Here is a 14047-nt window from a genome sequence, read left to right as displayed (position 1 = left end):
CAGTGAGCAGAAAGGCGTTAGCGCGCCGAGAACGCCCGGCCTGGTCCGGTTTCACGGCGTCCTGCTTCCACGGTCCCGAACCTCGCGTTTCTGTCGCGCTCCGCGCGGCAACGGCCTGAACGGAGCGAGGCGGTTGAACGTTTTGAACGGAAGCGTAGCGACTTTTTCCTGGACGGCGCGCGGCCGATAGGCCGCAGCAGGAGGCCCCCATGATCCGCGTCTGCTTTCCGGTCTGGTTGTGCACGTTGTTCGTTTCGCTCGCCGCCGGGCGGCCGGCGCTCGCCGCGCCGGAGCTCGAAACCCTGACCATCGGCTATTCGTCTTTCTCGGGCGCTTACGTTCCTCTCTGGATGGCGGTGGAAGAGCGGCTCGGGATCAAGCACGGCCTGGACCTCAAAGCGATCTATGCGGGCAGGATTCGTCCTCAGCAGCTGCTCGCCAGCGGCGAGGTGCCTTACGTCGTTGCAACGGGGACCGGAGCGCTCACCTCACACGTGCTCGGCGTCAAAGACCAGGCCATTATTCTCACGTTCATCAACAAGGTGGGCTCGGGGCTCTTCACACGGGCCGAGATCAGGAGCGCTGAGGATCTGCGCGGCAAGACCATCGCCACCGGGCGCCCCGGAGCTTTCGCGGATACCATGGTACGGTACGTGCTGCGCGCCAAGCTGGGGCTCGTGCCGGACCGCGATGTCAGGCTTCTGCCGGTCGGCGAGGCGGCCTTGACCTTTCCGGCTCTCGAGCGCGGCATCGTGGAGGCTGCTTCCCTGACCATGCCGTATACGCTCGTGGCGAAGAAGATGGGTTACCGCGAGCTGATCGACTACGACAGAGCGGGCGTCGTCTATCCGTACAATACCGTGACCACGCTGCGGCGCACGCCCGAGAAAAACCCGGATCTCGCGGAAAGGCTGCTCAAGACGCTGATCGAAGGCATCCACGTCTTCAAGGCGAGCAAGCAGAAGAGCCTCTCCGTGATGGGGAAGTACATGCGCGGGGCGAGCGGCGAGATCCTCGAAGAAACCTATCGCTACACGCGCCCGAACATCGAGGACGTTCCGCTTCCTTCCGTGGAAGTAATCAAGGCGGCTCTGGAGATCTTATCGCACCAATACCCGCAGGCAAAGCAGGTCGACCCGGCCTCGATCATCGAGCCGTCGTACGTGCGCCGGATCGAGCAGAGCGGATTCATCCGCGCGCTCCAGCGCCAGAAGTAAAGGGCGGCCCCGGGAGAAAAATCAAATGCGGTCGCGGGCAGTGGTGCGGGAGCGCTCCTTGTACATGCGGACGCAGTGCTGGTAAAGCGCCGCTGGAGTAAGCCGTTCGACTCGAAAGTTGCGGTCGCGGGTCTGATACTCGAGTCGCAGCGCGTCCCCGGAATCGGCGGTTTCTTCGCTGCAAATCCGCCTCAGCGTTCCGCCCACGGAGTCGATTCGCTGGCCGAGCGCCCGCAGCGTCTCCGGCAAACCCTCGAAGTTCACGGTTTTGAAGGATCGGCCGCGCTTCGCCTGGCCCTGACTTTCGAGCTCCTGGATGTCATCGCGGGAATAGCGAAGCTCGAGAAGCGCAAGATGGGGAGGCTCCGGATCGCCGCACTGCAGGAGAAACTCGTCGCCGGAGCAGACCAGGTCGAAGATGTCGATCCCTTTTTGCTCCAGCGCCTGCCCGATGCAGCGCAGCGCGGCGGAATATTTTTCGGAAGGAGGCATGGCCTGTCGCCGTCCTATAGCGCAAAAGCCGAAGCTGCGCAACCGCGCCTCCGGGACGTCCCGGGACCGTTTGCCTGTTCTGGGCGAAGTGACATAGGGTGGAAAGGACGGCTCGCCCGGGCCGGGTTTCGTCATGATCGCAACCTCGCAGCGCCGACCCGTTTTCGTCGTGGAGGACGATTCGTTTCTCCGCGTCATCAAGGTCGTTCTCGATCCGGCCGCGCCGGCCGCGCTCGCCGCGGCGTTCACTCACTTCTGCGCCCACGATCTCGATTTTCCGGCCTGGCGCGAGCGGGTACGAAGCCGCGTCGGCCGGCTCTATCCGGCGGAGGTCAGGCTGGCACGCAGCCAGGCCGATCTCCGCGCGAGTCTTTCGGGAGCCGTGGGCGCCGTGGTCGAGGCGCTTGCCGTCGGCGCCGACGAGATTGCGGCGGCGGGCGGCGCTCTGGCGCTCGTTCAGAAATACGGCACGATCACGTCGCGGATCGAGCTCAGCGCCTGCGATCGCGCGGGGGTGCGGGTGCTTACGCTTCGGCGGCGCGCCAACGTCTCTGCCGCGGAGCAAGCCCTGGCGCTGATGCTCGCGCTCGCCCGCAAGCTCCCAGCGGTGGCGAACCGGGTGAGCGTCGAGCAGCTCGAGGACGGGGGCTTCGAACCAACGCGCTTCGATCGCGCCCACACGCCGAACGGCAACTGGGCGCGGATCGGCGGGTTGCGGACGCTTTACGGCCGGCGGCTCGGCATTATCGGGCTGGGCGAGATCGGGCGGGAAGTCGCCCAGCGGGCCCTGGCTTTCGGGATGGAGATCGCTTACACGCAGCGCCGTCGCCTTGCGGCCGCGGAGGAGGAGAGGTACGGGGCGGTCCACTGTTCCCTCGCCGAGCTGCTCGAAACCTCCGACTGCGTGAGCCTCCATTTGCCGCGGAGCGCCGAAACCCGGGGATTCATCGGGCGCGCCGAGTTGCGGCTGATCAAGCCTGCCGCGCTGCTCGTCAACGTCTCACAGCCCGCCCACGTCGACCGCGAGGCGCTGCTCGAGGCGCTGTCGTCGGGGAGGCTGGGCGGGTTCGCGATGGACGGGTTCTACGAAGAGCCGGCCGGGCCGGACGATCCGCTGCTCCGGCTTCCCAACGTCATCGTCACGCCGCGTCTCGGCGGATCGCCCCGCTCCAATTCGCTCGACGACATCGAGGAGATCCTGGTCAATCTGTCGCGCGCAGTGTAACGGGGAGACGGCGCGGGCGTGTTTTGGTCTTCTGCAGCTCACGCGCGGGGGCATCGGGACACGGCGCCGGCGCGTACCGACCAGGGCTCCGGGCGCCTCTTGACTCCCGGGCGCCGATTCCAATAACCTTCGACCGTTTTCAAAAGGAGAAGTGCGGGTATGTCGTAGCCGGGGCGGTTGCAAACCATGAGTAAGGAGGAAGCCATGAAGAAGGCTGGGGTACTGAGCGTCGCTTTCCTGGTGCTGTATGCGGGACCTCTCTGGGCGCAGGCGGACTTCTACGCCGGCAAAACCGTCACGGTCTTGATCGGCGCCAAGAGCGGAAGCCTCGCCATCGGCGCCCAGATCGTCGCCCACCACCTGGGCAAGTACCTGCCCGGGAAGCCGGCCGTGGTCGTTCAACACATGCCCGGCGCGGCCCATCTGCTCGCGACGAATCATGTGTTCAACATCGCGAAGCCGGACGGACTGACCATTCTCGCCGCCAATCCCAACGTCGCCATCGCGCAGCTTTCCAAGGTGGAGCAGGTGCGCTTCGACGTGCGAAAGTTTCAGTGGCTCGGTTCCTCCGGCGCCGACGGCGTGGCGTTCTCGATCAGGGCGGACCTTCCATATCGCACCTTCGAGGAATTGAAGAAAGCCAATCGCGAGTTGATCGCCGGGACCACCGGACCGGGGTCGAACGCCCACGATTTTCCCCTGCTCCTCAAGGAATTCGCCGGGCTCAAGCTGAAGCTCGTCTCCGGATATCCGGCCAACAGCGACGTCTTGCTCGCTCTGGAGCGCAAGGAGGTCGATTCATGGTCGGCGCTCGCCACGACCGTCAAGCTGGCCGCGGATCGGGGAGTGGTCCGGCCTCTGGTTCGTGGCCGCGTGGCCATGCCGGGTTTCGAGAACCTGCCGGTCGACGAGGATCTGGCGACCAGCCAGGTGGGCAAATCGCTGATGGCCATCAAGGCGATTCCGATGGCGGTCGGGCGAGCGTTCGCGGCCGCGCCGGGCACGCCCGCGGATCGTCTCGCCATGCTCCGCGAAGCGTTCGCCAAGGCGTTGAAGGACCCGGAGTTCCTGGCTGAAGGGAAAAAAGCCAAGATCCTTTTCTCCTACATCCCGCACGAGCAGGTCTTGCGGGATTTTACCGCCCTCATGAACCAGACGCCCGAGACGTTGAGGGAGATGGGGAAGTACATCAAGGCGGAAGGGTGATCGAGCGCCGGGGGGCTCCGCCGCTCTGCGCCTCCCGGCGCGCGCCTCGCCGGCATCCTTCGCTTGCCGCAAGGTCGAGCCGCCGGCAGGGGGGTCGGACGCTTCGCGGCCGCGTGCCGGCTTTGAGCGGGCCCGGACGCTCTTTCAGCTTCGACGGATCGGACCTCTGCGGGCAAAGCGAGACCTGCGGGCGGAGCCGCCGGTCCACCGAACGACTCGAAGGAACCGCAACGTCCGCGAACCTCCGGCTCGCTTTCTTGACACGTCGTTTTTCGATCTCATATAGTCGCGCCCGGTTTGCCGGGCAGGCTCATCGATTTCCGGTAACGCGGACGGCGAAACGATGTTCGAAGCCTTCGTCGAGGGTCTTTCTCTGATTTTGCAGTGGAAGGCCCTGAGCCTGATGCTCGTCGGCATGGGCCTGGGCTTCTGCGTCGGATTGCTCCCCGGCATCGGCGGAGCGGCCACGCTCGCGTTGATGATCCCGTTCGTTTTCAAGATGAGCCCGGTCGAGGCGTTCGCATTCCTTTTGGGGATGCACTCGGTGGCGGCGACCACCGGGGATATCACGTCGATCCTTTTCGGGGTTCCCGGGGAAGGCCTTTCCGCCGCCACGGTCGTGGACGGTTATCCGATGGCCAAAAGAGGCGAGGCCGGCCGGGCGCTCGGAGCGGCGTTGATGAGCTCGCTCGTCGGCGCGTTAATCGGCGCTGCGACGCTGGCGCTGGCCATTCCCATCGTACGGCCGCTGGTCCTTACTTTCGGCTCACCGGAGCTTTTCCTGCTGTCGATGATCGGAATCGCCTGTATCACATCGCTGAGCGGGCTGACTCTCCGGGGCCAGATTCGCGGTTTTGCGATGGGTCTGTTCGGTCTTCTGCTCTCGACGATCGGGCAGGAGCGACAGTCGGGATCGCTCAGGTTCGACATGGGACTCATGTACCTTTGGGAGGGGCTCGACCTCGTGCCGGTGCTCGTGGGAATTTTCGCGATTCCCGAGATCGTGGACCTGGCGGTGCGGGGCACCTCGATCGCGGGCGACCGGCCCGCCGAAAATCTCAATGAAGGGGTCATGGAAGGAATCCGGGACACGTTCCGTCATTTTTGGCTGGTCGTCCGCTGCTCCGCAATCGGAGTGTTCGTCGGCATCATGCCCGGTGCAGGCGGAGGCGTGGCGCAGTGGATGGCCTATGCCCATGCGGTGCAAAGCTCCCGGGATGCCAGGGATCGAGAGCGCTTCGGCAAGGGGGATGTGCGCGGAGTGCTCGGGCCCGGCGCCGCGAACAATTCGAAGGAAGGGGGGGATCTGGTGCCGACCGTCGCCTTCGGCGTTCCGGGAAGCGGCGCGATGGCAATTTTGCTCGGGGCCTTCATGATCATGGGTCTGGTCCCGGGTCCCGACATGCTGAGCAAACACCTGGCCGTGACTTATTCCATGGTCTGGACTCTGGTGCTCGCAAACATCATTACGGTCGCGCTCTCGCTGGCGGTTCTCAACCACCTTGCAAAAGTGACCTATGTCCGGGGCGGATTGATCATTCCTTTCATCCTGCTGCTGGTTTTCGTCGGCAGCTATACGGCGAACGGACAGATCGCCGATCTCATCGTCACTTTCTGCTTCGGCGTTCTGGGATATCTGATGGTGCTTTGGGGCTGGCCCAGGCCGCCCCTGGTGCTGGGCTTCGTTCTCGGGAAGCTCGTCGAGACCTACCTTTTCATATCGGTTTCCCGCTACGGCTTCGCCTGGCTGGCTCATCCGATCGTGGTCCTGCTGATCGTCCTGCTGGTGATCGTTATCGTTTATCCCTTCGTGCGCGAGAGGGCCGCGCGGGCTGGCGGTGGAGAGTGATATGAACCGGCGGGGCCACATCTATTTGAGCCTGTTTCTGATCTTCGTCGCCGGGTACGCCATTCATTCCGCCTCGCAGTGGCCGTTCAAGGCAGGTTTTTTTCCCCTGGCCGCGGCGATTCCTCTCCTGATCCTGGCTCTGGCGCATCTGTTGTTGCAGCTTTACGGCAAGCCCGAAGCCGCCGCCGGTGCGGCGGTCGAGGCGGAGTTCTCCGCCGAGGTCCCCCCCGAGGTGGCGCGGCGCAGAGCGGTGACGATCTTTGGCTGGATGGCGGGGTTCATCGCCATGGTTTATCTGGCGAGCTTCCCGGTTGCGGTGCCGCTGTTTCTCTTCCTTTTTCTGAAGCTGCAAAGCCGGACGAGTTGGCGCAGCTCCTTTGTCCTTACGGCCATCACGTGGGGCTTTTTTTACGCGCTCTTCCAGCGAATCGTCCACCTCCAGTTCGAGTCCGGGCTGATACAGCTCCGGTTGGGGCTGTAAGCGGGCCGGCCCGCCCCACGGCAGGCTACAAAAGCGGAGCGGGGGGTGCCGCTAGTCGGCGGCGCGTCGCTGCGAAGGCGGACCGATGTGGATGTGCGCCCCGGTCGACGCGCCGGCGACACGTCCGCGGAAGGCGACGTGAGGGATGCCCGAGCGGCGCAAATATTCGGTCAGCGCTTTTCCCTCGGGGCTGTCGGGGTGGACCGCGACGTCGATGGCGTTTCGGTGATCGAAGCGCATCTGTCTGTGTGTGGGCGTCTGGCCGTAGGCCGTAACCGGCAGGCTGCGGCCGAAGCGTTGGGCGTAGAACTCGCGGACCGCGGCGGCATCGCTCACCGACCAGCGGGTGCCGCTGAAACGGAAGGCCGGCGCCCCGGGCCGGGAGCGCGAGGCCGGCGTCAGCGACGGGGGCGGCGGCAGAAGATCGTCCCGGGCTCCCGTGAGCGCCACCTCGCGACGCAGGACGGCTCCCCTCGCCTCGTAGACGCGCCTCAGCGACGCAATCAGGGCTTGCTCCGCCTCCCGCACCTCGGCCTCCGAGATTTTGCCCTCTCGATGAAGACGGCGGCGGTCGATCACCTGCTGCCGCAAGAGCGACTGCTCGCGCTCGTACGAATCCAGGAGCGCGCGGTCGTCTGCCGGAACGCCCGCTGAAGCCGGCTCGGCGGAAGGGGGCCCGGAGCGACCGGTCGGCTCAGCGCGCGTTCCGCTGAGCGCAACCCACGACAGGACGAGGAGGGCAGCGGTCGAGAGTGCCAGAAAGTGCTTCAATTGCCAGGGCCTCGAATCGAGCGCAAGGCCGGAGTGTAGGCGTTTACCGCGGCGGCGTCAAGGTATGAGACCGCCCGGCGGGCGGTCGTTCAAGCCGTGCGGCGGCGGAGAAATTGAATGACGAGGCCGACCGCGAACAAGCCGAAGCCGATCGCATCTTGCAGCCATCCCGGGTAGACGAGAACGAGGCCCGCAGCGCAAAAGAGCGCCCGCTCGAGAAGCGGCATCGCGGTCAGGAGCCAGCCGGTGAATCCGGCGCCGAGCGCGGTGAGCCCGGCGGCGGCGGTGATCGTCGTCCAGACGATGTTGGTCCAGTCTCCTTTGAGCAGCAGCCCCACTCCGTTCGGATGGAGGGTGAACATGAAAGGCACGAGGAAGGCCGGCAGGGTGTACTTCCACGCCATCATGGTGGTGCGGTACGGGTTGCCCCCGGTGATGGCCGCGGCGGCGAACGGCGAGAGCGCGGTCGGCGGGGAAACTTCGGAAAGCACGGCGTAGTAAAAGATGAACATGTGGGCCGCGTAGTCGGGTATTCCCAGCTTGGTCATCGCGGGAGCGGTGATCACCGCGGCGATGATGTAAGAAGCCGTGACGGGCATCGCCAGGCCGAGGATCCAGAGCGCGATCCCGGTATAAGCCACGGTCAGGAACAGATTGCTGCCCGCCAGGTCGAGAATGATCATGGAGAACTTGAGGCCGAGACCGGTGAGCGTAACCACACCGACGATGATTCCGGCCACGGCGCAGGTGGCCGCGACCGAGAGGACGCCGGTTCCGCCGTCTTCGAGAACCTGCCACAAGCGGGCCGGCGTGAGGGCCGTCTCCTTTCTGAGATAGCTCAGCGCCGCCGCCAGGAGGGTCGCGTAGAAAACGGACAGGATGGCGGTAAAGCCCCAAACCATGAAAGCCACGATCGCGAACAGCGAGATGAAATGGTAGCCGTACTTGCGCGTGAGCGACCAGACGCTTTCGCCTTCGACGGCCACCGGGCGCGCGCCGAATTTGTTCGCGTCCAGCTCGACCATCGTGAAGATCGACCAGTAATAGAGAAGCGTCGGAATCGCCGCCATCGCGATCACTTCGAGATACGAGATCTTCAGGAACTCGGCGATCAAGAAAGCCGCGGCGCCGAGAACGGGCGGCGAGATGATAGCGCCGATTCCGCCGGCCGAGAGCAGGCCGCCGGCGGAATCGCGATCGTAGCCGGCCCTGGAGAGCAGCGGCCATGCCACCGATCCCAGCGTGATCGTGGTCGCCACTCCCGAGCCCGAGGGGCCTCCCAGGAGGAACGACGCCAGCGTGACGGTCCGGCCCGCTCCCGCTGGCTTGCCGCCGGTCGCCGCAAGCGCGAAATTCACGTAGAACTCGCCGGCCCGGGAATGCTCCAGGACCGCGCCGAAGATGATGAACAGGATGATGAAGGTCGCCGCCACGTCGAGCGGCACGCCGAAGATTCCCTCGAGCGTCATGTACATATGGCCGACGAGCCGGTCGATGCCATAGCCCTGGTGCGTCCAGGGAGGCGGCAGCCAGGCGCCGAAGACCGCATAAGCGAGGAAGCCGACGGCGACGGCCGGGAGAATCCAGCCGGAGGTCCGGCGCCCCGCTTCGAGCACCAGGACGATGCAGAGCGCGCCGAAAAGCTGATCGAGTTCGCTGGGCAAGGCCGCACGGTAGATGAACTCCTCGAAGTCCCAGAGCGCGTAGCCGACCGTCAGGACGCTCGCCAGGATCAAGGCGAGATCGATCGAAGAGAGGCGAGCGGGGCGCGCTCTTCGGCGGGCGGGATAAAAGAGAAACGTGAGAACGAGCGAAAAAGCGAGGAAGACCAGCCGCAAGATCTGGGTGGTGACCGTCGCCCATGCCCAGTAGAGAAACAGAAGCGACATGGCGACGGCGAGAGCGGAAGCGATCCGGCCGGCCGCGCCCGACAAGCGCCTTCGCGGCCCTTCTTCCCGCTCGGCGATCTCCCTGGCGGCATCCAGGCGCGCGCGGTCGATGACCTCATCGGACATCGTGCTCGTCCCCGGCCGGCACACCGCTGCGGCGCTCGTCGGCGTTTTTTCTCGCGCGGCCGAGGAACGGGCCGTCCGGACACTCGCCGACGGCAAGCCGGATCCCGTCCGCCGGCCGCGCGCCGTTCAACGGGATCGTTCGTCCGTCCAGTGCGAGATCTATGAGATCGTCGGCGGTCGCGCGCAGATCCAAAACGGAGAGCCGGCGCGGCGGCGGCTCGACCGCCCACCACCCGTCCACCGGCCTCGCCGTCTCGTAGCCGTAGAACTCGGCGAGCCGCGCCTCGGAGTAGCGCGCCGACAGCAGCCGCAAGCCGCGGGGATCGACGGCAAAGGTCTCCTCTACCCTGGAACCGTAGACGGAATTGGTGAAGCGCAAACGCAGGCGGCCTCCCGGCGCCACACGGTAGCCGTCGGCGCCCTCCCGGGATTTCACGAGGACGCAGACGCCGCCGGCGCTGGAGACGCCTGGAGCGAGCACGCCGACGAGAATCAGGACCGCCGGCCAGCCGTACTGTCGTGCTCTCACCTTGCGCCCGGAACCGCTATCCCTTTTTCCTTGTAGAAACGCAGCGCCCCCGGGTGGAACGGGACGGGAGAACCGACCACCGCGCTCTTCAAGGAAATCTCTTTGGCGGCCTGATGCACGGCGACGAGCTCCGGCTGGTGCTCGTGGAGCGCGCGAGTGATCCGATAGGCGAGCTCTTCATCCATGCGCTCGTGGGCGAGCAGCAGGTTGGTCACGGCCGCCACCGAAACGTTGGTGTCGACTCCGGCATACGTCCCCTTCGGAATGGTCCCGACGAAGTAGAGCGGGCCGTATTTGGCGGTCATCTTCGCGACCGCGTCGCCGTGCGGCACAAGGTGAATTCGGATTCCCGGGGTGGCTGCGAGATCGAGTATCGCGGCCGTCGGCAGGCCGCCGTCCCAGATGAAGGCGTCGATCTTTCGGTCCTTGAGCGCTGCGGCGGATTCGGCGACGCCGAGCCGGTCCTGGCTCTTGAGATCCCGGGGAGTAAGACCGTAGGCCTCCATCACACGCAAGCCCTTGACCTCCGTGCCCGAGCCGGGCGCACCCGTCGAGACCCGCTTGCCCTTGAGATCGGGGACGCTCTTGATGCCGCCGCCTTCGAGGGCGACGATGTGCATGAAGTTGGAATAGAGCGCAGCCAGCGCGCGCACCTGCACTTTCTCGCCGAGCCCTTTGAGTTTTCCCTGGTAGGCGTCCCACGCGGTGTCCGGAAGCGTGAAGGCAAGAGCCACGCGGTTGGCGTGCAGCAGCTTCATGTTGTCCACCGAGGCGGTGGTCACCTCGGCGGTCGCTTCGACGCCGGGAAGATACTTCGAGATCACTGCGGCAAGTCCGCCGCCGAGCGGGTAGTAGACGCCGCCGGTTCCGCCCGTGGCGATGGAAATGCGGGTCTTCACCTGCGCCGTCGCGCCGCCCGGAAAGAGAGCGGCGAGAAACAGCGCGGCGAGACCGAAAAAGCTGAAAGCGCGGCCCCGAATTTTCATCTTCGCCTCCTGCGCCGGGCGCCCTCTCGATAACCGACCGAAGACCGGGACGGGCGTCGGACGCCTGACCTTTCTATCCTTCCCCGGGCCTTCTCTTGCCGACCCGCCGTAAAATACGAATACGTTCCGCGCGCCGACTATGTCAACCCCGAGTCTCCCGCAGGTTTGACTGTCCCGGCGCTTTCACATATTAGTTCGTCAGTGGGTAACGCGGCGATGAATGCCTTGCCAAATCGGAAACGCGCGCTCGAAACGGCGTGCGCCGGAAAGGAGAAAGGGCCATGTTCGTCTGTCTGTCGCCCGGAGGACAGGGGTTGACCGTCGGGGAAACGCCCCGGGAACGGCTCCTCGTCGGCACCGTCGACGGTATTTTCTCCTTCGCCAAACAGGGCGGGGTCTGGAACCGGCAGGAAACAATGCTCGCCGGAGAGCATATCAGCGCGATCCACTTCGAGCCGATCACCGGGACGCTTTTCGCGGGCAGTTACGGCGGCGCCCTGTACGCGAGCGGGGATCTGGGGAAAAGCTGGATATCGCGGAACAGCGGGCTGGGAGGACGCGAAATCTACTCGCTCGCGAGCCGCGCGATCCGGGGGCGCGCTCGCTTGTACGCCGGGACGCAGCCGGCCCACCTGTTTTACAGCGACGATCTCGGGGAACGCTGGACGGAGCTGCCGGCCCTGCGGGAGGTGCCCGGCGTCGAGAAGTGGACCTTTCCCGCACCGCCCCATCAGGCCCATGTCAAGGATATCGCCTTTCATCCGGACAATCCCGACGTCATTTACGTTGCGGTGGAGGTGGGCGGCTTCCTGAAGAGCAGAGACGGCGGGCGGAGCTGGACGATCGCGCCGGGCTTGAATCCGGACGCGCACCGCGTCTTTGCTCCGGTAAACGACCCGGAGCGGATCTATCTCGTGATGCCGACGACCAACTGCGGGCCGGAGGTGACCGCGGGAGTGTGCCGCAGCGACGACGGCGGGCGGAGCTGGACGAGTCTGACTCCTAGAGAGTTCAGGATCGGCTACGTCGATCCTTTCTTCGTCCATCCCGCCGATCCCGACCTCCTGTTCGTCGCGGGTGCAAAGACCGGCCCGGGCACCTGGCGCAAGCTCCACACCGCGGACGCTCGCATTGCCCGCAGCCGGGACGGCGGAAAGAGCTGGGAAGTGCTCAACGGGGGACTGCCCGACCACATCCGCGCGAGCATCGAAGCCATGGCGATGGACACGTGGAGCGGCGGTTACGCGCTCTTTCTCGGCACCACGGACGGGGACGTTTACTACAGCGACGACGAGGGCGAACACTGGCAGAGGATCGCAAGCGGCATCGGCGCCGTCTCCAAGTCACACCACCATCACAACCTTGCCGGCGGATCGCAGGAAGAGGAGTCGAGGAGATCTGCAGGATGACGAGGCTTCTCGGGTTTTTGCTTTCGATCGTCGTATTGGCCGTTCCCCCTGGAACAGCGGCGGCCGGCCAGGCGCGCTCGACGTCGGAGCTGGCCGCCTACAACCGGCCGGACCGCGAAAAGGTGCTGCTCGAAGGGGCGCAAAAGGAAGGCAAGGTGCTCTGGTACACTTCGCTCACCGGCGGGCCGAATCAGGCGGTGCCGAAAGCGTTCGAGGCGAAATATCCGGGCATCAAGGTGGAGGTCTATCGCGCGTCGAGCGAAGATCTGGCGGCCAGGGTTCTCCAGGAAGCGGAAGCGAAACGGTACCTCGCCGACGTGATCGAGACCACCTTTCCGGTGCTCAAGGTCATGAGGGACCTCAAGCTCCTTGCGCCTTATTTCTCTCCCCAGCTGGCGCGTTATCCCAAGGAGGTCCAGGAAGCGGCGGGGAAGGATCTCGTCTACTGGGCGACCGATCGCGAATCGTACATCGGGCTCGCCTACAACACCTCGGTCGTCTCCGGCGCCGCGGCGCCGAAGTCCTTCGACGATCTGCTCCATCCGGGCCTGAAAGGCAAGATCGGCTTCGCCACGAGCGACACAGGGAACCGCATGGTGGGCGCGATGCTCGCCGTCAAAGGGCAGCCGTATCTCGCGCGGCTGAAATCGCAAGAGATCACGCTCCATGCGGTTTCGGGCCGGGCGATCCTCGACATGGTCATCTCCGGCGAGCTCGGCGCCTCGCCCACCGTTTTCCTCAGCCATTCCCGCGTGTCCGTTTCCAAGGGCGCGCCGATCCAGTGGGTGCCCCTGGACGTCGTGCCGACCAACGCGGGCGGCGTGGCTTTCCCGGCCAACGCGCCGCACCCTCACGCCGCGCTGCTCTTCGCCGATTATCTGTTGAGCCCCGAGGGGCAGAAGCTGCTGGAAAAATTCGGTCTCGACAGCCCGGTCAACAAACCCGCCTTCAAGCGCTGGTATCCCGAGCAGGGCAAGAGCGTCGAACAGTACGAAAAGGAAAACGTCCGCTGGGAGAAGCTGCTGCGGGACCTCGGTAAGAAGTAATTGGTCCGCGCGCGTCTCGCCTCGACGGTGGTTCTGTTGAAGCCGCGCGAAGCGGGCTTCGAGGTGCTGCTCACCCGCCGGCCGCAGCAAATGAAATTTCTCGGGGGCTACTACGTCTTTCCCGGCGGCGCCGTGCGCGAAAGCGACGGCGCGCCGAGGACCCTCGGACGTTGCCTCGGCGTCGAAGGCGCGCAGGCGCGCCGCCTGCTCGGGGGCGCTCACAGCGCGGAGACCGCGCTGGCTCACTGGGTCGCCGCCGCGCGCGAGCTTTTCGAGGAGGTGGGCGTGCTGCTCTGCGTGAACGGGGACGGGAGCACGCCGGGCTCCGACGGCGCCGGACGGCTCGAGGCGAAACGGCGGGCGCTGGCGCGCGACGAGCTGGAATTCGGCGAGTTCCTGGAATCGGAGGATCTCTACTGCGATCTCGGCCGCCTCGCGTACTTCTTCCACCGGGTGACGCCGGAGTTCTACCCGACCCGGTTCGACACGCGCTTCTACCTGGCGGCGCTGCCGGAGAACCAGACGGCGCTGGAGCGGTCGGAAGAGGTGGCCGGCAGTCTCTGGATCGATCCGAAAGAGGCCCTCGCGAGGGCGCGCCGGCACGATTTTCCCTTGCTGCCGCCGACGACCACCGTGCTGCAGGAGATCTCCCGGCTCACCTGGGCCGAAATTCGTTCGCGCTACCGCCTGCGTTAGCCGGCCCGGCGGAAAGAAATCTTCTCGATGCGCGGGCGATGTTTGAAAACCGCCGGCTTTTGGTTATAGTGAACACGCCGTCAGCGAGCTCATGCAGATGCCGCATCACGGTTGCTCGGGCTGCA

The 14047-nt window shown here is 65.4% G+C and carries 13 protein-coding genes; 8 read left to right on the top strand and 5 right to left on the bottom strand.

The window, feature by feature from the left end; all coding sequences use genetic code 11:
* Nucleotides 1-209: 209 nt before the first annotated feature.
* Nucleotides 210-1217, top strand: coding sequence for an ABC transporter substrate-binding protein (locus VNN77_09165; protein ID HXG51558.1), 1008 nt, complete (start codon nt 210-212; stop codon nt 1215-1217).
* Between the two features lie 21 nt (nt 1218-1238).
* Here the strand turns inward: VNN77_09165 and VNN77_09160 are convergent, their stop codons facing one another.
* Nucleotides 1239-1709: a hypothetical protein gene (locus VNN77_09160; GenBank protein ID HXG51557.1), complete on the bottom strand. Its 471-nt coding sequence runs from the start codon at nt 1707-1709 to the stop codon at nt 1239-1241.
* Between the two features lie 133 nt (nt 1710-1842).
* Between VNN77_09160 and VNN77_09155 the strand changes: the two genes are divergently transcribed.
* The 4 genes from VNN77_09155 to VNN77_09140 all read left to right on the top strand — a co-directional run bounded on the left by VNN77_09155 (nt 1843) and on the right by VNN77_09140 (nt 6470).
* Complete coding sequence (locus VNN77_09155; protein HXG51556.1) at nt 1843-2934, top strand: NAD(P)-dependent oxidoreductase; 1092 nt, start codon at nt 1843-1845, stop codon at nt 2932-2934.
* A gap of 204 nt (nt 2935-3138) precedes the next feature.
* Nucleotides 3139-4140, top strand: a complete 1002-nt coding sequence (locus VNN77_09150; GenBank protein ID HXG51555.1) for a tripartite tricarboxylate transporter substrate-binding protein — start codon at nt 3139-3141, stop codon at nt 4138-4140.
* Between the two features lie 343 nt (nt 4141-4483).
* Entirely contained in the window at nt 4484-5989 is a 1506-nt protein-coding gene (locus tag VNN77_09145; protein HXG51554.1) for a tripartite tricarboxylate transporter permease, read from the top strand.
* Between the two features lies 1 nt (nt 5990).
* A complete protein-coding gene (locus tag VNN77_09140; GenBank protein HXG51553.1) occupies nt 5991-6470 on the top strand; it encodes a tripartite tricarboxylate transporter TctB family protein in 480 nt (159 codons plus the stop codon).
* 51 nt (nt 6471-6521) lie between these two features.
* On the opposite strand, the gene VNN77_09135 is transcribed toward VNN77_09140, so the two are convergent.
* The 4 genes from VNN77_09135 to VNN77_09120 form a co-directional block, all read right to left on the bottom strand.
* Nucleotides 6522-6998 (bottom strand): hypothetical protein, encoded by a 477-nt coding sequence (locus VNN77_09135; protein ID HXG51552.1) that lies wholly within the window; start codon nt 6996-6998, stop codon nt 6522-6524.
* A 332-nt stretch (nt 6999-7330) separates the two neighbouring features.
* The gene (locus tag VNN77_09130) at nt 7331-9256 is read right to left on the bottom strand and encodes a TRAP transporter fused permease subunit (GenBank protein HXG51551.1); all 1926 of its coding nucleotides are present in this window, start codon (nt 9254-9256) and stop codon (nt 7331-7333) included.
* Nucleotides 9246-9785, bottom strand: coding sequence for a hypothetical protein (locus VNN77_09125; protein HXG51550.1), 540 nt, complete (start codon nt 9783-9785; stop codon nt 9246-9248). Before VNN77_09125 ends, VNN77_09130 begins: the two co-directional genes overlap by 11 nt.
* Nucleotides 9782-10771 carry a TAXI family TRAP transporter solute-binding subunit gene (locus tag VNN77_09120; GenBank protein ID HXG51549.1) on the bottom strand — a complete coding sequence of 330 codons (990 nt, stop codon included), beginning with the start codon at nt 10769-10771 and terminating at the stop codon, nt 9782-9784. Before VNN77_09120 ends, VNN77_09125 begins: the two co-directional genes overlap by 4 nt.
* Nucleotides 10772-11052: 281 nt before the next feature.
* Here VNN77_09120 and VNN77_09115 point away from each other — a divergent pair, with 281 nt between their 5' ends.
* The 3 genes from VNN77_09115 to VNN77_09105 are packed head-to-tail and all read left to right on the top strand — an operon-like array spanning nt 11053 to nt 13922.
* Entirely contained in the window at nt 11053-12180 is a 1128-nt protein-coding gene (locus tag VNN77_09115; GenBank protein ID HXG51548.1) for a hypothetical protein, read from the top strand.
* Nucleotides 12177-13226, top strand: coding sequence for an extracellular solute-binding protein (locus VNN77_09110; GenBank protein ID HXG51547.1), 1050 nt, complete (start codon nt 12177-12179; stop codon nt 13224-13226). The genes VNN77_09115 and VNN77_09110 overlap by 4 nt, the downstream gene beginning before the upstream one ends.
* Nucleotides 13227-13922 carry an NUDIX hydrolase gene (locus VNN77_09105; GenBank protein ID HXG51546.1) on the top strand — a complete coding sequence of 232 codons (696 nt, stop codon included), beginning with the start codon at nt 13227-13229 and terminating at the stop codon, nt 13920-13922.
* The last annotated feature ends 125 nt before the right edge of the window (nt 13923-14047 follow it).

The organism is Candidatus Zixiibacteriota bacterium (assembly GCA_035574315.1).
In the GTDB taxonomy this organism is placed as follows: Bacteria; Desulfobacterota; Binatia; order UBA9968; family UBA9968; genus DATLYW01.
The sequence above is the reverse complement of the archived record's forward strand: the minus strand, read 5'-3'. Positions and strand labels throughout refer to the sequence as shown.